This is a genomic window from Verrucomicrobiia bacterium, assembly GCA_019694135.1.
Taxonomy (GTDB): domain Bacteria; phylum Verrucomicrobiota; class Verrucomicrobiia; order JADLBR01; family JAIBCM01; genus JAIBCM01.
Genome location: JAIBCM010000003.1, coordinates 21094 through 45062, shown reverse-complemented (window position 1 = coordinate 45062; position 23969 = coordinate 21094). Strand labels below are relative to the sequence as shown.

Genomic DNA, 23969 nt, shown 5'->3' with positions numbered 1-23969 from the left:
ATGGCAATTAAAGCATTCTCCTTAAATCGTGATGAAGCTGACGAAGGAATTTTTAGAGTCAACGTAGATGATCCGCAACCTGGCGACATCAGATATATTGATAAACTTATCCGAATGAAGGCAGCCAGTGATAGTATCTTGGAAATTCTTATAAAATTTAAAAATGCTTTAGCGGAACACATCAAAAGAGAAGCGGTTGTCGATATAACTAAGGAAGGTGTAACGACTACAACAGAAGCACAGAAAGCTTTAAATGAAGGGGTTCCAGCTATTGCAGAAGGATTGGAAGCCTTGGATAAAATTGCTGAGGATCAAGCCAACCCTCAAAACTCACAAGATACTAAAATAGTAAATGATGCTTTAGCTGAGATTACCAGTGAAACTAAAAAAGCTGGTGAATATGCCCAAAAAGCCGTTGAAACTTGTCAAAAATATGCAAATAAAGAAACTCTAATTGAGTTTTCTTTGGAAGATATTAAAAAAGACTTGGATGAGATGAAAGAAAATACTCATAAGGTAGAGACGTCTCATATCAGAATACAAAGAGCCCATGGACAAATCAAAGAGGTTAGACAAAGGCGGGGCATCCACAGTGACATACAACACAAAGAAACTAATTTAGAAACCGGTCGAATAAATAAAGATTATAGTGCCAGTGCTTTAAATTTTCTCAAAGAAAATGGAGTAAATCCTAGTAATATCCAGACGCTTAGTGCTACTGCCAATAACTTAAACCAAAAAGCTCAAAATCAACTTGAAGACTCTCAAAGTACTTTAGAACAACTTCAAACACAGTTGGAACGGGCTCAAGCTGAAGCTATGGCAACTGCTAAAAGTGCAAAACATTCAATCAATCAACTATTTACTGCACCTGCCACTTCCGTGGAAAATAGTGGTCGTTTGACACCTTAATTCATTGATAACGTTTATACATTTTCGCAGTCAGAAAATTTTACAAGAAACTTGTTGCTTATTATTTTTGATAGATTAAATTACTCATAATTTATGGCTCAAAAACCCCTCGAGGAAGATCAAAAATATAAACACAACTCAGAGACCAATAATCCATTTGATCTTCGTAAACCTGAAAATGTAACACGATTATATGCTCAAAAATTAGCATGTGATCTCAGTAGGTTAAGATCAGAATACGAATCTGCTTGTCTGTCAGTTGAAAGAAACACTGCACTTCTTGAAATAGCTCAAGAAGGAGAGCAAGCGGCTGAACAAGCGCATGAAACTTACGAAGTCGCAACAACCGTCATTGCCGAAGGACAAGCAATTCTCCATGAATTGGATAAACCCGAAAATAATGGCATCGCTACTGAAGCTAAGGAATCATTAAAGAAAACCGTTAACGAAGTAATCACTAGCACAATAGAAAACGTAAAAACCTCACAAAAATACTCCCGAAAAACTGCTCAAATTTACGACTCAATTCAATCACAACCAAACTGTGAACCGACTGATTTCACAAAAAGCCTAAGAGAAACCAAAGATTCTTCTCATATTACAACAGAATCTTTAGCACAAGTGAATGAGGCTCTAGGCCTGATGAGAAAAGCTAAGAGTGAATTAAAAATTGAAGTTGTTTCTGCAACACCGCCTAATAATAAAGCTGCTTATGAAAGGGCAAAAAAAATTCTAGAAACAGAATCGGGATTTAGTCTGTCAGACTCTGAATCATTTCGCAATGAAATGCGTGATCGTGTAGAAGATGCGCGCAACATACTTCAAGTATCCGTAGAAAAACGAGATTCTGCCAAAGTTAATTTGGATCACATGGAAGCAGCTGTTGAAGCTGTTATGAAACAACAAGGTTCTCAACCTCAAAATTTATTTAAGGGATCAGCACCTGCTATTGAAAGCCTTCGATTAGCTCAGTAATTTTTTGGGCGATTAACTTTTTAACTTCTTTTCGTGTGTAAATTAGCAGGGTTTCAAAAATTCGTTTTATTTACAAAACTTCAAAGGCTTGTTAAACAATTAGCTATTCCTATAATATTTAGAATTGTTTTAAAACAAGAATTTTATAACTTTATATAATATATGTCATATTAAATATTTAATTAATTATTAATTAGCATGTTAAGTAGATTAAAACTAATTATTTGGGCTTTTATCCCTTTTTTATTAATTGGCTGCCAACCGAGTGGTGGCAATAATCAATCTTCTTTAACTGACGAAATGATTAGTCACGATGATGACACGAACCTTGTGTTTAGTAAACTGCCACAAGGCCAATTCGGGCAACAACTCATTTTAGCAGTCGGTGGCGATCCCAAAACTTTCAATGACATTATTGCAGAAGATTTGTCCTCACGACAATTTACCGGTTTAATGTTCGAAGGCCTCACCACAGTTGATGTAGCAACAGATAAAGTCGAACCCTTGTTGGCTGACCATTGGGAAATTGGTAAAGATCAGCAAACTTTCACATTCTACTTGCGAACCAATGTTTTTTGGAACGATGGCCAAAAATTTACCGCTGATGATGTGGTTTTCACATTTAACGACCTTATTTACAATACCAACATTGCTACACAACTGCGTCTCTTTTTCAGCGTCAATGGAAAACCTTTCGATATAGAAAAAATCGATGATTACACCGTCCGCTTCAAAACGGCTGGTATTTATGCGCCCTTTATTCAATTTATGTCACAGGCTATTTTGCCCAAACATAAATTGGAACAAGCCGTTAAAAATGGAGTTTTTGAAGAAGCCTGGGGTATCAATACACCTCCTAAAGATCTGGTTGGCACAGGGCCTTTTCGCTTAAAAGATTATCAATTTGGTCAACGCGCGATTTTCGAACGCAATCCTTATTACTGGAAAGCTGCGCCCAATGGACAACGACTCCCCTATCTTCAAAATGTCATCTACGAATTTGTGCGGGATCAAAATGCTATGTTTGTAAAATTTGTCTCAGGTCAAAGCGATTTGCATTCGGGGCTGCGTCCTGAAGATATTTATTTGGCGAAACGTTTTGCTAAAACGCGCGATTTTCACATTGTGGAAAGAGGTCCAGCAGATGGCACTCAATTTTTTTGGTTTAACCAAAATCCTGGAAAAAACCCCGAAACCGGAAAACCTTTTTTGCCGGTTTATAAACGGCAATGGTTCGAACAAAAAGCATTTCGCCAAGCTGTTTCCTATGCAATCGATCGGCAAGGCATTATTGATGGCGTTTTCATGGGTATGGCTGCGCCACTTTGGTCCGTGGAAAGCGAAGCCAATCGACGCTGGTTCAATCCCAACGTCAAACAATATCCCTTGGACTTGAAACAGGCGCGAAAACTTCTTTTGGAAGCAGGATTTCGTTATCGTTCCGATGGGCTTTTAGAAGATACTAAAGGTAATTTAGTGGAATTTGCCCTTATGACCAATGTCGAAAATGCCACTCGAAAAGACTTAGCAAGCATCATCCGCGAGAATTTGCGTGAAATTGGAATAATCGTTAATTTACAATTTGTAGATTATAACGCGATGATCAGTAAAATCGCCGACACTTATCAATATGAAGCCTGTTTGCTTGGTTTAGGTGGTGGCGCGAATGATCCTTCCAGCGGTTTAGCCGTTTTGCAAAGCAGCGGACGCTTACATCAATGGTTTCCTAGTCAAAAAAAACCTGCAACAACTTGGGAAGCGCGCATCGATGAACTCATGCAACTGCAGCTGCAAACCCTGGATTTTGCCAAACGAAAAACTTACTACGACGAAGTGCAAGCTATCATGGCCGAACAGCAACCTTTTATCTTTCTTGTTACTCCCCTCGCCTTTTCTGGCATTAAAAATCGCTGGCGCAATTTACGCATGCCAGTCAATCCCGGCGCCAGTTTAATGTGGAACTTAGAAGAAATTTGGGCGGCTTATCGGTAACATTATTTGCCAAAAAGAAAAATTGGCAACCGAGGCAGTTACTCTACAGTTTATAAATCATGGCTCATTTTATTTTTCGCCGTTTTTTGACCCTAATTCCTCTGCTCTTGGCTATTAGCGTCCTTTCTTTTGCTCTGTTAGAAATGGCGCCGGGCGATTATTTGTCGGTTTTAAAAGGCAATCGCGAACTAAGCCCAGAATACATCGATCAACTGCGAAAGGATTTTGGTTTGGACAAAAGTTATGCCGAACAGTTTGTTATATGGTTTAAAAAAGCGATCCAATTCGATTTTGGTCCATCGTTTGCTTATCGTATGCCTGTGTCAGAGTTGTTAGCCCAACGCATTCCGGCTACTTTACTTTTGGCTTTTAGTTCGGCTTTATTCGCTTGGATCATCGCTATTCCTCTTGGTGTTTTAGCTGCGATTTATCAAAATTCCATTTTTGATCGATTGGCTTCAGGATTAGCCTTTTTTTCCCTTTCCATTCCAGAATTTTTTTTAGCACTACTCGCTATCTTTTTTGCGGCGCAAACCGGTTGGTTTCCTTTGGGCGGACTTTATAGCGCTGATTTTGAATTTTTATCTTTTTCACAAAAAACCATTGATATTCTGCATCACTTAGTTTTGCCCACATTCGTTTTAGGAATCGGCTCCGTAGCGAGTTTAATGCGCTTGATGCGCGCCAATTTTCTGGAAGAAATCCGGGCTAATTATGTGGTCACAGCACGCGCGAAAGGTTTACCGAATTCAATCGTGATGTTTCGTCATGTTCTAAGAAACGCCATTAATCCACTAATTACTATTTTAGGCTATTCCATTGCTGGATTGTTAAGCGGTTCGCTCATTGTTGAAACCATTATGAGTTACCCCGGGTTGGGTCAATTGGTTTATGAGTCTTTATTGCGAAAAGATCTTTACGTGGTGATGGCATCCATTCTCATGGCATCGGTTTTATTAGTTTTTGGCAATTTGGTGAGTGATTTATTACTGGCAATATGCGATCCGCGCATTCGATTAAAACGATAATTTTAACCTGTAAACATGGAACAACACGTTATAACTCCGAATCGAAATGTTTGGCAAAAATTTTGGCAAAGTCGATGGACGCGCTTTTTTGTGATCATTTTAGGATTACTTTACTTTTCGGCAGGAACCGGCCCTTTTTTAGCACCCTATAATGAAGCAGAAATTTCTTTGCCTGACGCCTATCATCCACCTACTCGTATTATTTGGAGTAAACAAGGATTAGCCGTTCAAAAATATGAATTGGTAGACAAAGCACAACGACGCTTTGAACCTTTACCCAATCAGCATGAACCTATCGTATGGTTTGTGCAGGGTTCGGAATATCGCTGGTTTGGTTTGTGGCATTGTCGCTGGCATTTATTTGGAACGTCAGGAAAAGCTAAAATTTATTTGTTAGGAGCGGATAGTTTTGGTCGTGATGTATTTTCACGATTGCTTTATGGCGCTGGCGTTTCTTTGAGTATTGGTTTGGTTGGAATCGCAATTACTACCACTTTAGGGTTAATTCTTGGCGGTATTGCGGGTTATGCAGGAGGTCGATTGGATTGGCTTCTTATGCGTGGCACAGAAGTTTTAATGTCAATTCCTGCGCTTTACTTGATTTTAGCGGTGCGTTCGGTTTTTGTGGAAAAATTGTCACCTACCCAAATTTATCTCATGATTATTGTTATTTTGAGCTTTATTAGTTGGGCTAGCATGGCGCGAGTGATTCGCGGCATGGTATTAAGCTTGCGAGAGCGCGATTTTGTAAAAGCCGCTCGAGTGATGGGACAAAGTCATTGGAAAATTTTGTTACGCCATATTCTTCCTAACACATGGAGTTATGTGATTGTAGCCTGCACGTTATCGGTGCCTGGTTATATTTTGGGTGAAGCTGCACTGAGTTTTTTAGGTTTAGGGATTCAAGATCCTCAAGCAAGTTGGGGTTTAATGCTGGCGCAAGCGCAAAGTTTGCGGGTTTTGGTAAGTTTTTGGTGGATGTTATTGCCCGGGGTGATGATTTCTATTACGGTTATGACGTTTAATTTTATTGGTGATGCATTGCGTGATGCGTTAGATTTATTAGATAATATACAGGAGGTCAAAAAAGTATGACTCAACCTTTGATTAAAGTTTCTCACTTCTCATTGGGTTTTCAACAAAATCATCGCATCATGCCTGCGGTTAAAGATGTTTCTTTTGAAATTTTTTCAGGTGAAACGGTTGCCGTAGTTGGTGAAAGTGGTAGCGGTAAAAGTGTTACTGCTTTGGCTTTAACGCGCTTACTTCCCTGCCCTCCTGCAATTTATCAAGGAGGTGAAATTGAGTTTGAGGGAAAATCGGTTTTAAAAATGTCTTCCGAATCACTAAAAAAAATGCGTGGCAAAGGTGTGGCTTACATTTTTCAAGAGCCGGGCAGTTCTTTAAATCCGGTTTTTTCTATTGGGTTTCAAATTGCTGAAGCCATTCGTTTGCATCGTCCAGAAATTAAGGATGTAAAGGCGGAAATTGTCAGGCTACTGGAGTTGGTTGGCATTCAAAATCCCAAGCAGCGCATAAATGATTATCCTCACCAACTCAGTGGCGGAATGCAACAACGTGTGATGATTGCAATGGCGCTAGCTTGTGAACCGAAGTTGCTGGTGGCCGATGAACCAACCACGGCTTTGGATGTGACGATTCAAAAACAGATTATGGATTTATTGCGTGAGTTGAAAGAAAAGTTGGGGATGACGATTCTTTTGATTACTCACAATTTCGGATTAGTATCGGGATTTGCGAATAAAGTGTTTGTGATGTTTCGAGGAAAAATTGTGGAATCGGGACCAACTTCAGAAATTTTAAAACATCCACGTCATCCTTATACTCAAGCTTTGTTAGCTTGCGTGCCGGTTTTGGGTCGAAAGCAAGATCGTTTGCGAACGATTAATTACGCGGAAATCGAAAAAGCGCAGGAGGTCATGTATCATGATTGAAGAAAATATTTTGCTAAGAGTTAAAAATTTGCGTGTTTACTTTGAGAGTGGAGCCGGTTTATTAAAAAAATCGCAAGCTCCCATTAAAGCAGTGGATGGTGTCAGTTTTCATATCGAACGATCAAAGGCGATTGGGTTAGTCGGAGAAAGTGGTAGTGGTAAGAGCACCATTGGCAAAGCCATTTTAGGTTTGGTTCCTGTAACGAGTGGTGAGATTTTATATGACGGGATCGCTTTGGAAAAATTGTCGAACCAAGAATTTCGTCCACTGCGAAAACGTCTGCAAATGATTTTTCAGGATCCTTTTAATTCTTTGAATCCTCGTTTAACCGTATTTCAAATTATTGGTGAAGCGTTAGAGATTCATTTTCCTCAATTTTCACGAAAAGATCGTGAAGATCGGGTAGCGGATTTACTAAAAAAAGTGGGTTTATTGGCAGAACATCGTTTTCGTTATCCGCACGAATTTAGTGGCGGTCAACGCCAACGTATTGGTATTGCACGCGCTTTGGCAGTGGAACCGGAATTTATTGTTTGCGATGAGCCGGTCAGTGCTTTGGATGTGTCGGTCCAGGCTCAAATTATTAATCTTTTGCAGGATTTGCAGGAAGAATTTCAATTAACTTATCTTTTTATCGCACATGATTTGGCTGTGGTGGAGCATCTTTGTTCTGAGGTAGTGGTTTTGTATCAAGGAAAAATTGTTGAAATGGGTTCTCGAGAACAGTTGTATGCAGAACCTCAGCATGATTATACGAAAAAGTTGTTGGCAGCTGTGCCGACCTTTTAAGACTCCATTTTATTCTAAGTGACCAAAAGCTATCCAACTAACTTCGACAGACCACATCCGAGTATGAAGCCAGGTAATCATTTGAATGGAAAATCCTTCGACACTAACATTGGTGGCTTTGAGGCTTAACCGAGCATTGTCGCTGTTATCAATATCAAACCCCAAAAGAGAAAGATAAACCAAAGGTTTTTTAACAAATCGTTTTCCAAAACGAATATAGCGTTCAAAAATTCGAGATTGGCTCGCTTCGCCTGGCTCCAAGAGACACCAATCTGGCTCTTGAACATTACCGATAAATGTGTCGCTGATAATGCAAAGTGGTGAAGAGGTGGAATGGGAAAGATTTTGCTGATTCATAACGGATTATTTATTTATTTCCGATAACCTTTCCTTAGATCTTTTAGGCCTCGGAGCAGGTCTTAATAGTAATCGGTTGAGAGGATAATGTCAATCTGGAAGCTCAACCTCAGGGACGAGTTTGTGAAGCCGTTTTTGAGTCAGTATCTTTCATTTCTAAAATGAAAATAATTTTACCTTTTCCATACGCTGGACCTGCAATGTAAAGAGGGGTCGCAGGCGACATGCGAAGTCGGCTTTTTAATAGCACTTCGCGTTTTTGATCTTGGTAAAGTTTTAGATAAAATTGCGAATTATTGGACGCTGTCGAAACGGGACTCAATTTTAGAATGAATTCTTTAGTAGGCTTAAGCCAATTTGGTTGATCAAGGGCACGATCTGTCCATTGCGAGCCAATGATTTCGTAATGGCGATAGCCAAAAATGCGTTGCATCTCATTAGTGTAAGGAGTTAGAGCCGATTCGACGTTCCCCTCTCCCATTTTGCCGTAAACGACACAACTCCAAATTTTAGATTGAGCCTGACTCAGGGAACTTGTGAGCAATAAAATTAAAAATGGAAAAACTTTTTTCATTTAATTATGTTGGTTTCCGATCGATATTTCATGCCAGAAAGCCATATTACATTTCCTCGACCCGCAGAAAATGTGGAAACTGAAACTTCAGGCCTAGGCGACCAAGCCCTTTCAACACTAGTATTATTATTGGCTGCATAGGAGACAGGCAAAACAACAGAACGAATTTGAGAGGTAGTCTCATGAGAATTATCTGATGCAATGTGCGTTTTTGATAAATAACCCGTTCGCAAATTAAAAATGAAAGAAACAACGGCTAACAAAGCAAAACTTAAACTTCCAAGTTGACGAACCCATAACGGCATTCTGAGAAAATTCCAAATAGAACCCGCTTCTTGTTCACGCATACGAGCGCGACAACGTTGCCAATTATATTCCAAAGTATGGGGCATGGTAGGTGCGCTATAGTGTTTCTGAGTCAAGGTGTGTAAGTGATTGAGATCATCCCAATGCCTTTGCATTTCTTGATCTTGTGATAGCTCTGACTCCATCCATTGGCTCTCCTCTGCGGTTAAAGCCTTATCAAAATAAGCGGAGGTAAGAATTTTTTTATCGTTGTGATTCATAATAGGGTTTGAGAAGTTTTTGAAGATGTTGTCGGGCATAATGCATACGAGACATCACCGTGCCCCGCTTGCATTTTAAAATACTGCTAATTTCTTCGTAAGATTTGCCTTCGATTTCGCCGAGGATGAAAACCAATCGATGAGGTTCACTTAACTTTGCGATCGCGTCATTTAAGATTTCTTTAAGCTCATTATTTTCGACGGGTTTGTTGGGTGAAGTAATTTTATCAGTAACTTCAAACCCACTTTCCGCTTCTTTTTCCAAGGAAAGATGAGGCCGGTTTTTCAAGCGGCGAAGGTGGTCAAGGGTGAGATTAATGCCTACACGATAAAGCCACGTGCCAAATGCCGAACGACCGTCGAAGCGATCGAGACGTCGCCACGCTTGCACCATGGTCGCCTGAGTCAAATCTTCAGCAATAGAAGGATTTTGCACCATCTGATAGATCGTTCCAAACATCTTAGGAAAATAATGTTCAAATAGCATTTTATACGCCTCTTCATTCCCCTGCTTGGCTTGTTGAACCCACTGTTTTTCAAGCTGAGCAAAGTTATCGTCGGATTGGACGTTGCTACTTGCCTCTTGATTCAGAGACTTTTTGCCTTTATTCGGAAGTTGTTCGACATCGGACACGTTGTTAGGCTAAAGATAGTATAGTGTAAGGCAAGTATGAAGGTTTTATATCGTTATTTATTGAAAGACGTGTTGAAAAGCACGGTATGGGCAGTTGCTATTCTCACCTTTCTTTTAGTGTTGGGTAATATGTTTACGCGCGTTTTTGATTTGTTGATTAATAATGATGTTCCTTTTGGTTTTGTTGCGGAGTTTGTGACGCTGCTCATTCCCTTTTCCTTCAAATTTACTTTACCTTGGGGTTTGTTGATTGCGGTTTTGCTCAAGTTTGGTCGTATGTCAGCGGATCAAGAATTAGTCGCGCTTCGTGCGAATGGGGTCAGTCTCATTACCTTTAGCACCCCAGTTTTGCTATTGGCTTTGTTTTTTTGTTTGCTCAGTCTCCTCAATAATTTTTATCTCGCTCCTTATGCTTATAGCAGAATGAAGAAAATTGTTTATACTTTAGCTTCAGAAAGTCCCACTTCACTTTTTAATGATGACACCGTAGTAGAAATTTTACCGGGAAAACGACTTTATGTGGATAATAAAGAAGGCGACGTTTTGCAAAACTTATATGTTTGGGATTTAAACGAAGACGATGTTGCACTGAGAAGTTTGCGCGCCAGTCGAGGAAAAGTGACTGCAGATGAAACGAATAATGCAATTGTTATTACGCTTTATGATGCTCGTATGGAGGAGCGCAACGAAGAAAATCCTGATAATTTATCATTGATCCAAACCGGTCGCCACTTTGAAGAGCTGCCTTTGCACATTTCATTGGAACGCCTGATGGAAAAAAGCACAAAAATCAGGCCCAATGCTTTGGATTTTGGCGCATTAATTAATGTGGTGTTAACGGGTCGCACCAAACGATCTGATTACGACTTCACGCCCATTTTAACAGAAATTCAAAGCCGCGTGGCGGGTTCACTTTCTTGTCTTACCTTTGTTTTAGCAGCGATTCCTCTCGCTGTTCGATTTCATCGCCGCGAAACTTCTGCCGGTATTGGTCTAAGTTTTTTAGTGGTTTTTGTTTATTATAGCTTAATGATTTTAGCAAAAACTTTCGAAAATCATGCAGGCGCTTATCCCGACGTTTTAATTTGGGTGCCCAATTTACTGTTCCAAGCTTTAGGATTGTTGGGAATTGCGAAAGTAGGACGATAAATTATTCTTCCAATGGATCGTCTATTTGTTGAATCTCATAATCTCGATACTGTTCCGTAGCTCTCTGGTTAACAGAGTGAGTCACTTTTAAAGTTAGCAAATAAAGATTAGGTGTATAAGACTTAGGAGGAATTTTTTTCAAAATGCCATACCCTTGATTGCCCCAATTGTCTCTAAAATAAAAAACTAATCGACCTTTGCGATTTACCGAGCCCTCTCCTCCTCCAATGATATTAGTAACACCAGGATACCAATTAATACCGAAACCGACTTTAAATAAGTTATGACCCACCAAATCAACTTGAGCACGGACTCTTTTCTTCAGCCATTCAGTTCGTGGTGTTGGTAGGGTTTTATAATCACCAATGAAATGTTTTTCAATGGAAGGACCTAAACCTAAACATATTTTGCTTGAAATCAAAAAGATGATTAAAGGCAACAAAAATTTAGTCTTTGGCATACCTCTCAAATTATGGGGTTAAAGGTGTCTGAGCAACAGATGAACTTAGTTTGAATTCTGGTTGATATTGATTGAGTGTATCAACTGGATTTTTTAAAGTTCCATTAACAAATGTTTCAAAATGCAAATGAGGCCCTGTAGCTCCTCCTGTTTGGCCAACCCCTCCTATGTTATATCCCATCGTAACTGTTTGTCCTGCTTCAAGACCTGATTTAAAACTGTCTAAATGAGCATAACGAGTTTTGATGACATTCCCGTCTGGCATAGTGGCTTCAATCTCTACTGTGTTGCCATAACCGTTTCTTTGCCCAACAAAAGTTACTGTTCCATCAGTAGCAGATAAGACATTGGTACCTGTAGCTGCAGGAATATCTATGCCATCATGATGTTTGACCTTGCCACCAATGGGATGTGTGCGATTACCAAAACCACTTTTAATATTCTGATCTGTTTTCCCTTCCACCGGAAAAACCATGCTAGGTTGGCTTTGACTCAATCTAGTCCAAATATCAACATTACACGAACTCGGCTCTAGATTAATAGATTGCCAAATATTACTCATATTACAATCATCTGACTTAAACCCAACCCCTTCAAATTCTATTTTTTTACCCATAAGCTTTTAATTAGTAAAAATTCTAATTTTCGAACTGCTTTTTTAACTTATTAATTAAAGAGTTACTTTTATTAGTCGTCCCCGCTTCAGCTTTTTGCAAGCTTTGATAAGTGCCACGAATATCTTGATTTTGAGCTTCTAGCGTCTCCACCTGTTGACGCATTTGGTTGATCATTTGTTCCTTAGTTTTTAATTCTTCTTCCAGTGCTTCTCGTTGACTTGAGGATTCTTGGTCTTTAGTTTTTTGTTCTACAAAAGTCTGAAGATTTTTGAGCATGAGATTATTTTGTTGTGCAATATTACGAAACAAACGATTTTGTTCTTGAATCTTGCTTTCTAGCTCTGCACTGAGAGGGATTTGTTGCATATCAGGCAAGGTTACTGCAATAGCGGGACCCAAAGGAACTGCGGTAGGCATATTGGGATCTAAATTCCAAGCGGGTTGAGTTTCTGCACGATAAATGGTGTGCGCCTCGTGCATGACATCAGGATTATTAGGATCAACGTAGCGACCCATCGGATAAGCTTTCAAAGTTTCGCTATAACGCACATTTTCCGTGTTATCCATATCTAAGGCAGTGCCCGCCACTGAATTTTCTTGAACATACGTAACAGTAGGCTCATTTTTTTTAGCGCATCCCACTAAAATAAAAAATGAGTTTAAAATTAATAGTAAATAAGATATTTTCATAAATAGTTTTCCTCAAGGATTTAACATATTCCCTCGTTTAGCAAATTCTCGATCAATAGTTTGCGTAACATAAAGATAAAATTGTTTGCCGGCAGGCACCCTGACATAAAAACCATCTCGTTCGATAGCATCCATAATTTGTTCCACATACTTTTCCGTGACCGCTTTGACACCAGCTAAGGCAGCGTTACGAGGTGTATTTTCTACAATGGCTGTCTGTTCACCCGTAAAGGTATTGGGTCGAGAAAAACTACGTTCTTCTAAAACATCAGCTGCTTCACCTAAGAAGGTTGCGACAAATAATTTCACTTCAGCTAAATTATCATTGCGAAGTAATTCCCCTCTAAGACCAGCACTGCCATCGGTTAGGGCCCATTCGCCTGTTCCTGAATTATAATCTTTTTCCATATCTAGAGCAATACCCTGTAAACGCATTTCCATTCCATTCATCTCATTTGCTGTGCGCCAAACAATGACCCACGAACCTGAAGAAGCAATACGTTCACGAGTTTTATCAGCTTGAGCTGTTCCATGAACTTCAGCGCCAGCAGGAATAACCAAACGACCATTATGCCATAAATCTTCGGTAACCATACCGATAATCGGTGTTTTGATATTAGAAGAATCCACTGTAATCACCAACTCACAAGGAATTAAACGTCCATAAGGGGCATAAGTTTCAGTAACTTCCACAGGTCGTCCACCAGGACCTTGACTTTGCCCAGCATTATAAAGTGTCAAAGGAATAGCTTCTTGATTGGTTTTAACAGCCGAAACTTTTGCTTGCTGTTCTAACAAAATTTCCTCCTTCGATTTTTCACCCCCTAAATATAGAGGAGGTGCCACTTCGCGTTTGACCGTTTTTATCGAGTCAGCATCAGAACTAGAAGAAGAAGTTGAAGTGGCTCTTGTCAATTTATCTTGCGATGCCTCACGAGGCTTCCTAAATCCAAAAGCGAGAATAATGATGATAGCTCCCACAATCAAAAACGCAACAATAGGCCCCGTTTTTGTCTTAGTAAAAAAATTAATAATCTCGCGACCGTTCATATCCCTTTAACGCAACAATTCCACTGCATTAGCATTCATTCGAGTCACAATGATGTTAAAATCATTTTTAACCGATAAATCATTGCGCCCTCCATCTCCTGATCCGGTAATCGCAAAATAAGCTAAAGTCGTAGATTTAGGAGGCATGATGCCACTGGCATCCGAAATACTTTGATGATAAACACGATTACCTGTTCGCACAGCAAATCCTTGAGGCGAGTAATAAATTGTTTTATTTGAGTTGTTACGTAATAAAATTCGAAAAACTAAAGTGTCTTGATCATCGAAACGAATAATTTCATCAGTCCAAATATCAAAATTTTTATACACAGTCCATTTTTGAGGCTCAATACGATTCGCTTGCTCTAGCATTTGAGGATACTGAGTGGAAAGCAACCGAAAAGATTTTGCTTTATCTAAAAGACCCAGCAAATTTTGTGGACTAACCCGTTTACGTCGAGCGCTACCGCCTAGAGGCATACCACCACCACCTGAGCCACCAAACGTGACAGAGTAATAAGGCTCTTTTGAGGCAATGAGTCGCAATACATAAGTTTTACGTTGCCAAATGATATTTAACATTGCATTAGCATCGTCACGAGTTGCACGAACCGTAAAAAAATATTGACCCGGTGTATACTCCAACATTACCGGTGCTAAAACTTCAGGATTAGCGGAAATATTCACCGCTTGTAATGCGGTAAAAGAACTGGGAAACATAATAGTCGTGGGAGCATCCACGGCAATAGGAACATTATAGACATTATGCTCATCAAGAGAAAATTCCTTAATATGTTTTGAATTAATGGAGAAAGGCAGGTCTTGCGCAAAAATTTTCCCAATATAAGCAATACTAATAAAACAAATTAAAAAAAAATATTTCATAAATATTATTCTGGAACGGGTGGTGGAGCAATTGTAGGTGTTATTTTAGCATCGTAATCTACCACGACCAAAGGATATTTATCATTCATGGCTAATCCAGGATTTCGCATCATGGTTAAAGTCAAATCCAAATCAAATAATTCTGGCACCACTCTTCCTTGAAAAGAACTAGTTCGAATTAATTGTCCTTTAACATTTATAATAATAAAATCGCCTGGAGTTTTTAAGGTATTAAAAGAAGAAATTTCAACTTTTTGTCGAGTTTGTTTACTCTGAAAAGCGTTTTCATCCAATTTCCATTCCGCCAAGGCTTTTTGATAAGAAGTTTTATTGAACATCTTCTCCAATTGGTCCTTCATATCAAATCCGTAAGGATTTCTCATGTACAAAGCATAAGTGGCATATAATGCTTGGGTATAATGCAATTCTTCAGCTTTTTCAAAAGGCATGGTCGGAGTAACAAAAAAAGTTCCCGTTGAATCCAAAACAATAACCCGATCCTGCTTTTTGATCTTGTCTATGGTCATATAGTGCATGGCAAACAAGCCTCCGATGGTAATAAGCCATACGATAAACCAAAATTGTCCGGCCAATGTACGCGTAGCCATTGCCTTAATAGCAAACTGTTGTTTATCTAAAGGCGCTAATTGAGTTTTAGGAATTTCCGTGGTTTCCATTCAAACTTTCAAAACTAACCTGCAACGGCTACCGGTTCGGGCTCTGCTCCAGCATGCATATGATCAAAGGCTGCTCCAGAAGTACTGCCAGGAGAATTCCCCACTGTTCCACCCACACCCGATGAAGCTTTAGCCATAGCAGCAGCATTATCCATACTAAGTTGTCCAGTCTCTGATGCTGAAGCGTTCAAAGCCGGAGTTGCAGTTGAAGATCGAGAGGAAACATTTACTGTGCTGCTATTATTAGCCGTGGCATTAACAGTGGCATTGCCAGTAGTATTACTAAGAGCCGCATCTCTCGTTCCTTGCTGAGAACGCGTACCCGAACGAGATCCTAAAGGAGCGGTAAAAGAACCTGCCAAATTTCCTGCCATATTTCCGGTCGGGATCATACTGCCGCCTGGTCCAGGCATCATCCCCTGACCTCCAGCTTGGCCTCTAGCTACATTAATTCCATTAATACCCGCCATCGAAGGATGGAAAGCCTGTCCTGCTTGAACCATTCCGCTCGTAAATAAAGCTTGCATAAAAATAGGAACCATAGCGGAACCACCAACAATCCAACTTGATAAAACAAAAGAATAAAGACCTATGGATTGGCCTAATGGAACATTCATTTTAAACACTTCGCTTAGTAATAAGTCAACTCCTCCCCCTACAAAAAGAAAAGGCAGCATGAAAACAGCTAATTTCATTGCTACCATATTGACGATAGCAAAACCAATGATCCAAGACATAATAGAAAGCGTCTGTAAAATAAATTTATTTGCTAGATCTCTAGTCGAATCAAATCCATATAAAGCAATGGCAACTGGCGCAAGAAGATGACAGAGTTGTAGCATCACATATTGAAGCATAAAAAGCAATGTTTGGATTATCATAGCCCCCGATGTCATGACCGATCCACCTGCTTTAAAAAGATTGGCTGTCCAATCTTTGCCTGTCATTTTTGTAGCAGAGTCAATATTTTCGGGAACCATAGCTGCCGTAAAAGCCGATAAAGCTGCAATAGTTTTAACGATCATTTTATTTATATCCCATTGTAAGAAATTTTTAGCGATTTCAACAAAACCAGACCAAACCAAATGCATCCAATAAGGTGATGCCGCTATAACTAATGTGATAACAAAAGCAGATATTAGTGGGCGAATTAAATTTTCAACATTATTATCGGAATTTTTAGAGATTTTAAGAATAATCGATGATGTTAAAATAAGAAAAGCGGCGCCAAGTAAATGCGGCCTTAATTCGTATAATGAACTTAAAGTAAAATTACTTCCTAGCCAAGGCGGAATAATATCCGCAAAAGGATTACCCAAATAATCAAGATTAATTAAATCCATAAAATTTAAAACGTATAAAGTCCAAATGTTAAAGCGCCTCCCATGGCAGTAGCGGCATCTTTATCTTGTTGCTGAAAGGTTGATATAATCGCTCTTTTCTTTTCTTCTGTATCATTAGATCCGAGTACAACATTGACATGAGCAAGTGCCATATTCAATTCAACATTCAATGCTGCAATTTCTGTATTAATACCACTAATAGCGGCATGAAGTTTTTGCACTTTCGCGTCGTTATCCGCTGTATTTAATTCCTGCATTTTTTTAGCAAGTTCTTTTTCTAAATTATCTATTTCTTTTTTAATTTTACCCGCTTCCGATGAATAGTTAGCAACCGCTTCCTCTACCCCAGCAAAAGGTTTCATTAAATTAGGTAATTTTTTAAGAGCTAATGGGTTCATAGTAGGCATACTGGGCAGTTCATCATTTGAATAAAGAGCTTGCCCAACTTGATTTTGATTTCCTGTCAAAGCAGTCATTTTTGAGGTCATTTTTGCTGTTTTCAAAATTGTTGAGAGTTCATTATCAGCTAGAGATATTCCACCTGCTCCACCCACTGGTGGCATTTGAGCTTTTTGAATAGCGCCAGCAGTAGTGCCTGCTCCTGTTGCTGCACTAGGCATTCCGATATTTTGATTTAAAAACTCTATAATCTGCTGATTAGTTCTTTGAATATCTTCAGTAGCCGAAGCTGTTCTCGCACTACTTTGACTAATTTCTATCAATGTGCCATTAGCAGTGCCTAGTTCAGCAATAGCACCTGGGTCTTCAACAATCCACTGGCTTAAACCTTGACTTGTAGTTAAGACAAGAAAAACACCTATCAATGGCAAAAGCTTTATTGCATAAGGTTTTGTTTTCATAATTTTCTCCGATTAATTTTCAACTCGAATATAATGAGTTTGTGACTCTAAAATAGTACCATCTGCCATTTTTCTTTCTGGCGTAACAAAGGGCACATAACTGACTCGCGTATCATTTTCTCGATCAGCAAGATCTTTTTGCAAATTTTGTTGTATCCAATATTGTTGTTTAGCAGCGTCACTTCGGCCTTTATTATAACCATCATTAAAAGATTTCACTCGTGCTTTAGTCGCTTGATCACGCACCAAAGTACTGCCCAGCACACCGATTCCCGCTCCTGCGGCCGTTGCTATAGGATCACCATCAGTCAAAATATTTCCAGCCAAACCTCCCACTGCTGCTCCGCCAATATCGTAAAGAGTGTCAGAAGTGCATGCGGAAAAAAGTGCAGAAGCTAAAATGGCCATTAGAAAATAATTAAGCTTTTGCATAAACATTTCCTTCCGGCTGAGCTTCCTGCGTTTGGGGTTTGCCTTGAATATGGCGAATTGTGCCACACAAAGAAGGTTGAGTGGCTGGTGAATAGTAACAGACACTCGAATATCTCATATTAGGCGGTTGTTGTTCAATCAATTGATAGTCCTGAATTGCGGTTTGCATCGTTTCAGGAAGCTTGATGTCTTTTGAGATATCTTCCACATCTGAACGATCGAACTGTCGCATTAAGAAAAATTGTTTGCTATTACCCATAATTACCGGACGGATGCGTGTGTCTTTAAATTTAGAATACTGTTGCACAATAGAGAGCGCAAGGCAATTAAATTTTCGCAACTGGGCATAACTTTCTGCCACAATTTTTTCGCCCCCTGGCACGTCAAGAAAACGCCCCACTTCTTCAAAAATAATGCGCTTCCACGCTTTTCTAGGCAAAGTAATAATGTGTTGTCGCGTAAAACCACTCACAAGCAACCCGACGGCTGTTTTGAGTTCCGTGGCCTGCTCTGGAATATAGCCTAATTCAAAGTGAGCAATTTGGCGTGTAAGGGAAACATTGGTAATACCATCAAAAAGCTTTCCATATTGGCCTGTGGCCGACCAAGCCGTGAGCAAAGTAGCGATTTGGTCGATTTCATCCTTTTTATGTTCAGGCATTCGCGAGAAAAACATCATGTCGGTTAAAGCCGAATGGGTAGGATATTCATGAGCTTTGAAAAAGGCATAGGCTGTCTTTTCCACCACCGCTGCTGTTAAGGGTTCTTTACTAAACTTGGTAATCTCCTCTTCGGATATGGAATGATAAAAAGAAAGTGCTTCATCGTCGTTTCGATTCATGCGCTCTTTGAGATCAGTAAAAGCTTCAAGCTGGGTTGTGCCCATTTCCATTTTTTTGATTCGCCAATTATGAGTGGCACAAGCCAATCTTTGAACTTCCGGCAATTGTTCTGGATGTAAGCGAACCCAATCATTAAAGCGGTCTTGATAAAGCTGGCTAATATATTGTCCAATTTGCGCCTGACGAAGTTGCTGTTTTTCCAAATCTTGTGATTCTCCGATCATCTTGGAAAGCAAAGCAACAGCGGTTGCCAGGTGAAGTTGATTAAGCGGCAAACCTTGAGTGTCGAGATAATTAATAATTAACTCGCCATCCGGATGAACTAAAATAGGCGTTTCACCCAGTCCTTCAGTCAGAGGTTTGTAACTTAATCCTTCCTCAATAATAACGGTGTAGTCATAATAAAGCGCGGTTTGCCAGAGCAGATCTTTAATAAATTCCGATTTACCCGCCCCAGACATTCCTAAAAGCACTGTGTGTTGAGGCGTACTACCGACAAAGGTTTTCATTCCGACCAAGTTTCCATTTAATCCATCGTAAATGGCTTCAGCGTCAGCAATATGTCCTACGAAGGTTGAAGAAATGGGTAACAAATCAGATAAATAAGAGTCCTCAGCATAAAGATATTTAAAGCGATAGCTGGTTTCTGTCCAACCGGGCCAAGTGGAATAAAATACTTTACGACTTGATGCTGGCAACGCTTCTTCATAAAGCTGTGCGCTATTCATGTTAGAAACAGCATTTTTAATTGCCGCGCATTTGCTTTGTAAACCCGTTTCTGTCGCATCCCATACTCGAATAGCAAATTGCACTTGAAAAGGAAAAGTAAAACCCATTGCTAAATTAGCAATCTTGGTTTTCTTTTTCTCAAGCGCAGTCAAATACTGAATTTTCCCTTCTTCTTGATAATCTCCCATGACGCGATCATATTTCTTTTGTTCCTGATCGATTTCCTTACGGATGTTCATAGGATTCACGTTGACCGTAATTTGATAATCCAAAAGTGGTAGCGCTGTGAGACGATGAATCAAACCGGGATAAGTTCGCTGGGGCCAACGTTTCATCACAAACATGGCATGATAATTTCCATCCATGTAAAAACCGTAAGGCAATCCTACACCTCCACTATCCCAACAGAGTTCTTGAATGCTATATTGAGGAGAAAATTGACCTGCAAAATCGATATCATAGCGATCTGCTAAAGTTGGATTTAAGAAACGTTTAAAATACTCGTAATGATCCACATCATTCATTACCTGGATGCGAGTGCCTGCGCCAAAAATCGCCCGCATAACTCCACTTAATTCTTCAAAATCGTGATTAATTTGATCCAAGGTTTTGGCAATAGAAGCCTCGATAGATTTTCGGGTTCTTACCCCTGGCAAAGCTGCATCAATTCTTTGGGAAATAAAAATCGCTAATTGTTCGCGACGTAACGTCCGTTGTTGCATACGACGCCAATAGCGCAAATAACGCTCGTGTCGAATGGCACGAACTCCAGGATCTTCACACTTTTTTGTCTCTTCGTAATAACGATTAAGCTCTGTACGATAATCAGAATTACACGTCCATTGGAATTGAACGCGTTGTTTTTCGTTAAGCGATCCTAAAAAAACCCGAACTTTATCATGAAACTCGTTAGCTTGTTCTACACTAACATTATGAAGATCAGGTGCTTCGATATAATAGCCTTTTGCCACCAGCGATTCTTTTTGCATGTCTCCATAAACAATCAGGTCTTTACAAAAAAAACCGTCTGGCGCCTTGGCGTGTCTCATAACTTTCTAATCTCAGAAGTCGAGGATTGTATAAGAGGTGAGCGTTTGGCTCGAGGATTAAAAGCAAAATCTTTTCCTACAATATTGGTTTCGAAAAGATCCATATCATAACCAGCAGGTTTGCCACGCTTAAAAAAGATAATATAAGACGTGGCAATCACGACAGGTAAAGCTCCCATAACTGCACTGACACCCAATCCCATATGCATGCCAGTAAATAGAAGCAAAACAATGCCAATCCCAGCTATAGCAGAGATAATAATCACTAAATATTGATTACCATCCAGCCCGAACGCTCCTCCTTGAGAGTCATCGGCTGAGTTCGTATCGGTAAACCTCAGCTGATCCATAAAACTCTTTTAATCAACTGTTAAAGCAGCTGAGTCATTACCAAAGAGGCTGAAGAAAGCAGTCATAACTGCACCAGCACCTGCAATAATAAGACCAGCAATAATACCTGCTTTACCATCTGGATCACCCTTAGCAATAGCACTAGCACCTTGCCAAATTTTGATCACACCCCAAACAAAGCCGAACATGAAAACAATTTTCAATGCGGTTTTAAAGCCATCAGTGAAAGTAGTAATGTCTCCACCTGCTGCTCGTGAGAGTGAAGGCAACAACATAATCGCTAAAAATAATGCATTACGTTGTGTCCAGTTTACAGATTGTCTAATTAACGTTTTTGTATTTTTCATAGTTTTACAGTTTTTCCTTTAAGTTATGTTAAAGAGTTTAATATTTTGATTTATAATTATCCATGTAAATTAAATTTGTCAAAAGAAATTTTTAGGTTTAGATTGTAAAATTATAAAAATAATATTGCAATTTTAATTATGTCACAATTTTCTAACAACTCGTCTCTTCGCCAATTCCATACGCCTTTGGAAAAATTAAGGGATTTGGAGAGTCATTTACATTTTCATATCAAAGGACAAGACCACGTCATCCCACGTGTTGTCTCCGTACTCAAACGAGGGGAGCTCAATCTCGCTCATCCTTCCCGACCTCGTGGTTCCTTTTTATTCGTAGGTCCAACGGGCACAGGAAAAACGGAAATCACTCTTACTTTCTCTAACTATCTTTTCGGTGAAGGAAAACTTTTCCGATTCGATATGTCCGAATTTCAAAATCAATCCTCTGTGGGACTTTTACTAGGGCAATCGAGTACAGATAATGGCTTATTAGGCCGCATCCTATCGAAACACGATCGAGGCACGATTCTTTTCGACGAAATGGAAAAAGCGCATCCCTTGGTGCTCGATCTTTTCCTTCAAATTCTAGATGCCGCACGTATTACGACATCCGATGGCGTCACCCATTCTCTTAGTAATTTTTATGTTATTTTAACTTCCAATATTGGAGCGGCGGAATCGATGCGCATGGAACATTCCTCCCCTGCCACAATTGAGCGAACTGTGCTACGAAAAGTCGAACAAACTTTGCGTCCAGAATTTGTTGCTCGTATTACCGATCGTATTGTTTTCTTGCGTCTCACTTATGAAGTACAACGCGAAATTGCCACTTTGGTAGCTCATAAGGAATTGGCTCGTCTCAAAACTTTAGGTTACGACTTAGAACTTTCTAAAGAAGCTTTGGAATTTTTAATTCGTAAAGGATACGATCGTTTTCTCGGTGCTCGTCCTATGCGTAATACCGTCGAACGTTTTGTGCAAGACGCCATTGTCAAAGGTCTTATACAGGATAATTTAGAAGGTACTTGCATTGTGGATGTTGATCCAGGTAACGAAAAACTTGTACTAAAAACAACCACCGTTGCCGATTCACTTCAAGAAGAGGAAGATCAAACTGATTTAGCTGCCGCGTAATTTTCACTCTTTCACATGATCCTTATTTATTTTATCGCAAGCGTTTTAAGTCTTTGTCTCTTTTGGTTTTTTCATGACATCCCTGTAGTAGGTCTGGCCTCTTGGCTTTTTTTGCCAATGGCTGCATGGCTCTTTTGGACCGGCCTTAAAATGATGATTGATTCAAAAAAAGGTGGAGGGAATAGTAGTGGGGGTGGCAGCAAAAAAAATTCCAACATTGTCTGTCAACTTGATCGTTTTAAATGGGACATGAACAACTTTTGTCGAGGCTGGTTTATTCCTGGAAAAACGGGTTGCGGCAAAACCCAATCCGCCATCATGAATATCATGTATCAAGTCACAAAAAATGTTCCCAATTGGGGCGGAGTTTGTGTCGATCAAAAAGGGCTTTTTTGGGAAATTCTTATGGACATGATGAAACATATGGGGCGTGAAAAAGACACGATTTTATTACAATGTCGTCCCGACCATGCCCCACCCGATTGGAAGCCCAAATACACTTGGAACCCACTTTCCGATAAAACTATTCCCTACTCCACTCATGCAAAAAATATTTGTAACGTCGCAGAAAGTTTGGGGCAATCCGAAGGCCAAGCCTTTTTCAAAACTCAAACTCTTATCAACGTAGAAATGGGATTTCGTTTGCTCGATGCGGCAGGTTATCCCGTCACGTTAAAAAATACTTTCATGCTTTTGACCGATCCGCAAGAGCTGGATGATGTTCTTGCGGAAGCCGCCCGACTTCATAAACAAGGAAAATTTCCGCTGGAAGCCGAAGATGTCGTTGTGCATTTCGTGCAGAAATTTAAAACTATGCCACCGGAAACTTTGTCCGGTATTCGTGGAACGATTTTCAACTATTTGAAATTTTTTACCGATCCCATCATCGCAGAAATTTTTTGTCCTCAAGAAGACACCTTTCATTTAGATGCTTTGGATGAAGGCAAAATTGTTTGCGTCTCCATTCCTCAAAAATATGCAACGGAACGAAAGTATATTAATACCTTGTTAAAACTGGCTTACTACAATCATGCCGTTCGTCGCTTCGATCAACCCGCAGAAAAGCGTAAAAATCATAATATGCTCATTCTTTGGGCAGATGAAGCGCAACAAATCATCACCGCTTCTGAAGATGGTGTGAGCGATCATGACACCCTTGGCGTTATTCGTGAAGCCAAATGCACAGCTGTTTTCGCGACCCAATCTTATACTTCCCTACTCCCTCCACTCAAAGATGAGAAAAAAGGAAAAGTGCTTGCACTTAATTTATCCAACGTTGTTATGTTCACTGCGGCTGATGAAGACACAGCTAAATTCTTGTCTGATTTATTGGGTAAACGCAAGTTTTGGAAGCGTTCTTATAATCGTGGCGGTGGAAAGGGCGGACAATCCGTCAATCGCTCAGAAGAAGATAAATATTGGTATGAACCTTACGAGCTACGCAACTTGAAAAAATTCCATGTTGTCATCAACCATTGTGAACAAGGTTTCAATAAAAAACCCATTCTCCTTAAACCTTTAGGCCCCGACGGCAAAGTGCCAGCTTGGTTTAGTCGATGGAAATGTTAATCAAG

Annotated in this window: 26 protein-coding genes; 10 read left to right on the top strand and 16 right to left on the bottom strand. The window is 39.8% G+C overall.

The genetic code is table 11. The features are described from left to right. The 7 genes from K1X66_04840 (at window position 1) to K1X66_04810 (ending at window position 7652) form a co-directional block, all read left to right on the top strand. Window positions 1-912 (top strand): hypothetical protein, encoded by a 912-nt coding sequence (locus tag K1X66_04840; protein ID MBX7157696.1) that lies wholly within the window; start codon window positions 1-3, stop codon window positions 910-912. Window positions 913-1005: 93 nt separating this feature from the next. Continuing rightward, entirely contained in the window at window positions 1006-1887 is an 882-nt protein-coding gene (locus K1X66_04835; GenBank protein MBX7157695.1) for a hypothetical protein, read from the top strand. A 198-nt stretch (window positions 1888-2085) separates the two neighbouring features. Continuing rightward, on the top strand, window positions 2086-3879 hold the full coding sequence (locus K1X66_04830) for an ABC transporter substrate-binding protein (GenBank protein MBX7157694.1): 1794 nt from the start codon (window positions 2086-2088) through the stop codon (window positions 3877-3879). A 59-nt stretch (window positions 3880-3938) separates the two neighbouring features. Beyond that, window positions 3939-4907 carry an ABC transporter permease gene (locus K1X66_04825; GenBank protein MBX7157693.1) on the top strand — a complete coding sequence of 323 codons (969 nt, stop codon included), beginning with the start codon at window positions 3939-3941 and terminating at the stop codon, window positions 4905-4907. A 15-nt stretch (window positions 4908-4922) separates the two neighbouring features. After that, on the top strand, window positions 4923-6002 hold the full coding sequence (locus K1X66_04820; protein ID MBX7157692.1) for an ABC transporter permease: 1080 nt from the start codon (window positions 4923-4925) through the stop codon (window positions 6000-6002). Then, window positions 5999-6862, top strand: a complete 864-nt coding sequence (locus K1X66_04815) for an ABC transporter ATP-binding protein (GenBank protein MBX7157691.1) — start codon at window positions 5999-6001, stop codon at window positions 6860-6862. Before K1X66_04820 ends, K1X66_04815 begins: the two co-directional genes overlap by 4 nt. Next, window positions 6855-7652, top strand: a complete 798-nt coding sequence (locus K1X66_04810) for an ATP-binding cassette domain-containing protein (protein MBX7157690.1) — start codon at window positions 6855-6857, stop codon at window positions 7650-7652. Before K1X66_04815 ends, K1X66_04810 begins: the two co-directional genes overlap by 8 nt. A gap of 9 nt (window positions 7653-7661) precedes the next feature. Here K1X66_04810 and K1X66_04805 read toward each other — a convergent pair whose 3' ends face one another. The 4 genes from K1X66_04805 to K1X66_04790 all read right to left on the bottom strand — a co-directional run bounded on the left by K1X66_04805 (window position 7662) and on the right by K1X66_04790 (window position 9783). After that, window positions 7662-8009 (bottom strand): H-type lectin domain-containing protein, encoded by a 348-nt coding sequence (locus tag K1X66_04805; protein ID MBX7157689.1) that lies wholly within the window; start codon window positions 8007-8009, stop codon window positions 7662-7664. A gap of 109 nt (window positions 8010-8118) precedes the next feature. Next, window positions 8119-8583: a hypothetical protein gene (locus K1X66_04800; protein ID MBX7157688.1), complete on the bottom strand. Its 465-nt coding sequence runs from the start codon at window positions 8581-8583 to the stop codon at window positions 8119-8121. Next, the gene (locus tag K1X66_04795; protein ID MBX7157687.1) at window positions 8580-9149 is read right to left on the bottom strand and encodes a hypothetical protein; all 570 of its coding nucleotides are present in this window, start codon (window positions 9147-9149) and stop codon (window positions 8580-8582) included. Before K1X66_04795 ends, K1X66_04800 begins: the two co-directional genes overlap by 4 nt. After that, window positions 9133-9783, bottom strand: coding sequence for a sigma-70 family RNA polymerase sigma factor (locus K1X66_04790; protein MBX7157686.1), 651 nt, complete (start codon window positions 9781-9783; stop codon window positions 9133-9135). The genes K1X66_04795 and K1X66_04790 overlap by 17 nt, the downstream gene beginning before the upstream one ends. 36 nt (window positions 9784-9819) lie before the next feature. Between K1X66_04790 and K1X66_04785 the strand changes: the two genes are divergently transcribed. Continuing rightward, entirely contained in the window at window positions 9820-10932 is a 1113-nt protein-coding gene (locus K1X66_04785) for an LptF/LptG family permease (protein ID MBX7157685.1), read from the top strand. Window position 10933: 1 nt separating this feature from the next. On the opposite strand, the gene K1X66_04780 is transcribed toward K1X66_04785, so the two are convergent. From K1X66_04780 to K1X66_04725, 12 genes are read right to left on the bottom strand one after another with little or no spacing between them, the layout of a single operon-like run. Further along, a complete protein-coding gene (locus K1X66_04780; GenBank protein MBX7157684.1) occupies window positions 10934-11392 on the bottom strand; it encodes a hypothetical protein in 459 nt (152 codons plus the stop codon). Between the two features lie 10 nt (window positions 11393-11402). Beyond that, window positions 11403-12008, bottom strand: coding sequence for a M23 family metallopeptidase (locus K1X66_04775; protein MBX7157683.1), 606 nt, complete (start codon window positions 12006-12008; stop codon window positions 11403-11405). Between the two features lie 22 nt (window positions 12009-12030). Further along, a complete protein-coding gene (locus K1X66_04770; protein MBX7157682.1) occupies window positions 12031-12699 on the bottom strand; it encodes a hypothetical protein in 669 nt (222 codons plus the stop codon). A gap of 12 nt (window positions 12700-12711) precedes the next feature. Continuing rightward, window positions 12712-13749, bottom strand: a complete 1038-nt coding sequence (locus tag K1X66_04765) for a TrbI/VirB10 family protein (GenBank protein ID MBX7157681.1) — start codon at window positions 13747-13749, stop codon at window positions 12712-12714. Window positions 13750-13755: 6 nt separating this feature from the next. Then, on the bottom strand, window positions 13756-14634 hold the full coding sequence (locus K1X66_04760) for a hypothetical protein (protein ID MBX7157680.1): 879 nt from the start codon (window positions 14632-14634) through the stop codon (window positions 13756-13758). Between the two features lie 5 nt (window positions 14635-14639). Next, complete coding sequence (locus tag K1X66_04755; protein ID MBX7157679.1) at window positions 14640-15311, bottom strand: hypothetical protein; 672 nt, start codon at window positions 15309-15311, stop codon at window positions 14640-14642. 14 nt (window positions 15312-15325) lie between these two features. Further along, window positions 15326-16654 carry a hypothetical protein gene (locus tag K1X66_04750; GenBank protein MBX7157678.1) on the bottom strand — a complete coding sequence of 443 codons (1329 nt, stop codon included), beginning with the start codon at window positions 16652-16654 and terminating at the stop codon, window positions 15326-15328. A 5-nt stretch (window positions 16655-16659) separates the two neighbouring features. Continuing rightward, window positions 16660-17514: a hypothetical protein gene (locus K1X66_04745; protein MBX7157677.1), complete on the bottom strand. Its 855-nt coding sequence runs from the start codon at window positions 17512-17514 to the stop codon at window positions 16660-16662. Between the two features lie 12 nt (window positions 17515-17526). After that, a complete protein-coding gene (locus K1X66_04740; GenBank protein MBX7157676.1) occupies window positions 17527-17946 on the bottom strand; it encodes a hypothetical protein in 420 nt (139 codons plus the stop codon). Beyond that, window positions 17933-20566 carry a hypothetical protein gene (locus tag K1X66_04735; GenBank protein MBX7157675.1) on the bottom strand — a complete coding sequence of 878 codons (2634 nt, stop codon included), beginning with the start codon at window positions 20564-20566 and terminating at the stop codon, window positions 17933-17935. The genes K1X66_04740 and K1X66_04735 overlap by 14 nt, the downstream gene beginning before the upstream one ends. Next, entirely contained in the window at window positions 20563-20916 is a 354-nt protein-coding gene (locus K1X66_04730) for a hypothetical protein (protein MBX7157674.1), read from the bottom strand. The genes K1X66_04735 and K1X66_04730 overlap by 4 nt, the downstream gene beginning before the upstream one ends. Before the next feature lie 9 nt (window positions 20917-20925). Then, a complete protein-coding gene (locus K1X66_04725) occupies window positions 20926-21264 on the bottom strand; it encodes a hypothetical protein (protein ID MBX7157673.1) in 339 nt (112 codons plus the stop codon). 138 nt (window positions 21265-21402) lie between these two features. Here K1X66_04725 and K1X66_04720 point away from each other — a divergent pair, with 138 nt between their 5' ends. Together K1X66_04720 and K1X66_04715 are read left to right on the top strand one after the other, a co-directional pair. After that, the gene (locus K1X66_04720; GenBank protein ID MBX7157672.1) at window positions 21403-22395 is read left to right on the top strand and encodes an AAA family ATPase; all 993 of its coding nucleotides are present in this window, start codon (window positions 21403-21405) and stop codon (window positions 22393-22395) included. 15 nt (window positions 22396-22410) lie between these two features. Then, entirely contained in the window at window positions 22411-23964 is a 1554-nt protein-coding gene (locus K1X66_04715; GenBank protein MBX7157671.1) for a type IV secretory system conjugative DNA transfer family protein, read from the top strand. Window positions 23965-23969 lie beyond the last annotated feature (5 nt).

What these genes read in the sequence shown, in the direction of transcription:
- K1X66_04840 (MBX7157696.1), top strand. Translation starts at nt 1, where the DNA reads ATGGCAATTAAAGCATTCTCCTTAAATCGTGATGAAGCTGACGAAGGA.
- K1X66_04835 (MBX7157695.1), top strand. Translation starts at nt 1,006, where the DNA reads ATGGCTCAAAAACCCCTCGAGGAAGATCAAAAATATAAACACAACTCA.
- K1X66_04830 (MBX7157694.1), top strand. Translation starts at nt 2,086, where the DNA reads ATGTTAAGTAGATTAAAACTAATTATTTGGGCTTTTATCCCTTTTTTA.
- K1X66_04825 (MBX7157693.1), top strand. Translation starts at nt 3,939, where the DNA reads ATGGCTCATTTTATTTTTCGCCGTTTTTTGACCCTAATTCCTCTGCTC.
- K1X66_04820 (MBX7157692.1), top strand. Translation starts at nt 4,923, where the DNA reads ATGGAACAACACGTTATAACTCCGAATCGAAATGTTTGGCAAAAATTT.
- K1X66_04815 (MBX7157691.1), top strand. Translation starts at nt 5,999, where the DNA reads ATGACTCAACCTTTGATTAAAGTTTCTCACTTCTCATTGGGTTTTCAA.
- K1X66_04810 (MBX7157690.1), top strand. Translation starts at nt 6,855, where the DNA reads ATGATTGAAGAAAATATTTTGCTAAGAGTTAAAAATTTGCGTGTTTAC.
- K1X66_04805 (MBX7157689.1), bottom strand. Translation starts at nt 8,009, where the DNA reads ATGAATCAGCAAAATCTTTCCCATTCCACCTCTTCACCACTTTGCATT.
- K1X66_04800 (MBX7157688.1), bottom strand. Translation starts at nt 8,583, where the DNA reads ATGAAAAAAGTTTTTCCATTTTTAATTTTATTGCTCACAAGTTCCCTG.
- K1X66_04795 (MBX7157687.1), bottom strand. Translation starts at nt 9,149, where the DNA reads ATGAATCACAACGATAAAAAAATTCTTACCTCCGCTTATTTTGATAAG.
- K1X66_04785 (MBX7157685.1), top strand. Translation starts at nt 9,820, where the DNA reads ATGAAGGTTTTATATCGTTATTTATTGAAAGACGTGTTGAAAAGCACG.
- K1X66_04780 (MBX7157684.1), bottom strand. Translation starts at nt 11,392, where the DNA reads ATGCCAAAGACTAAATTTTTGTTGCCTTTAATCATCTTTTTGATTTCA.
- K1X66_04775 (MBX7157683.1), bottom strand. Translation starts at nt 12,008, where the DNA reads ATGGGTAAAAAAATAGAATTTGAAGGGGTTGGGTTTAAGTCAGATGAT.
- K1X66_04770 (MBX7157682.1), bottom strand. Translation starts at nt 12,699, where the DNA reads ATGAAAATATCTTATTTACTATTAATTTTAAACTCATTTTTTATTTTA.
- K1X66_04765 (MBX7157681.1), bottom strand. Translation starts at nt 13,749, where the DNA reads ATGAACGGTCGCGAGATTATTAATTTTTTTACTAAGACAAAAACGGGG.
- K1X66_04760 (MBX7157680.1), bottom strand. Translation starts at nt 14,634, where the DNA reads ATGAAATATTTTTTTTTAATTTGTTTTATTAGTATTGCTTATATTGGG.
- K1X66_04755 (MBX7157679.1), bottom strand. Translation starts at nt 15,311, where the DNA reads ATGGAAACCACGGAAATTCCTAAAACTCAATTAGCGCCTTTAGATAAA.
- K1X66_04750 (MBX7157678.1), bottom strand. Translation starts at nt 16,654, where the DNA reads ATGGATTTAATTAATCTTGATTATTTGGGTAATCCTTTTGCGGATATT.
- K1X66_04745 (MBX7157677.1), bottom strand. Translation starts at nt 17,514, where the DNA reads ATGAAAACAAAACCTTATGCAATAAAGCTTTTGCCATTGATAGGTGTT.
- K1X66_04740 (MBX7157676.1), bottom strand. Translation starts at nt 17,946, where the DNA reads ATGCAAAAGCTTAATTATTTTCTAATGGCCATTTTAGCTTCTGCACTT.
- K1X66_04735 (MBX7157675.1), bottom strand. Translation starts at nt 20,566, where the DNA reads ATGAGACACGCCAAGGCGCCAGACGGTTTTTTTTGTAAAGACCTGATT.
- K1X66_04730 (MBX7157674.1), bottom strand. Translation starts at nt 20,916, where the DNA reads ATGGATCAGCTGAGGTTTACCGATACGAACTCAGCCGATGACTCTCAA.
- K1X66_04725 (MBX7157673.1), bottom strand. Translation starts at nt 21,264, where the DNA reads ATGAAAAATACAAAAACGTTAATTAGACAATCTGTAAACTGGACACAA.
- K1X66_04720 (MBX7157672.1), top strand. Translation starts at nt 21,403, where the DNA reads ATGTCACAATTTTCTAACAACTCGTCTCTTCGCCAATTCCATACGCCT.
- K1X66_04715 (MBX7157671.1), top strand. Translation starts at nt 22,411, where the DNA reads ATGATCCTTATTTATTTTATCGCAAGCGTTTTAAGTCTTTGTCTCTTT.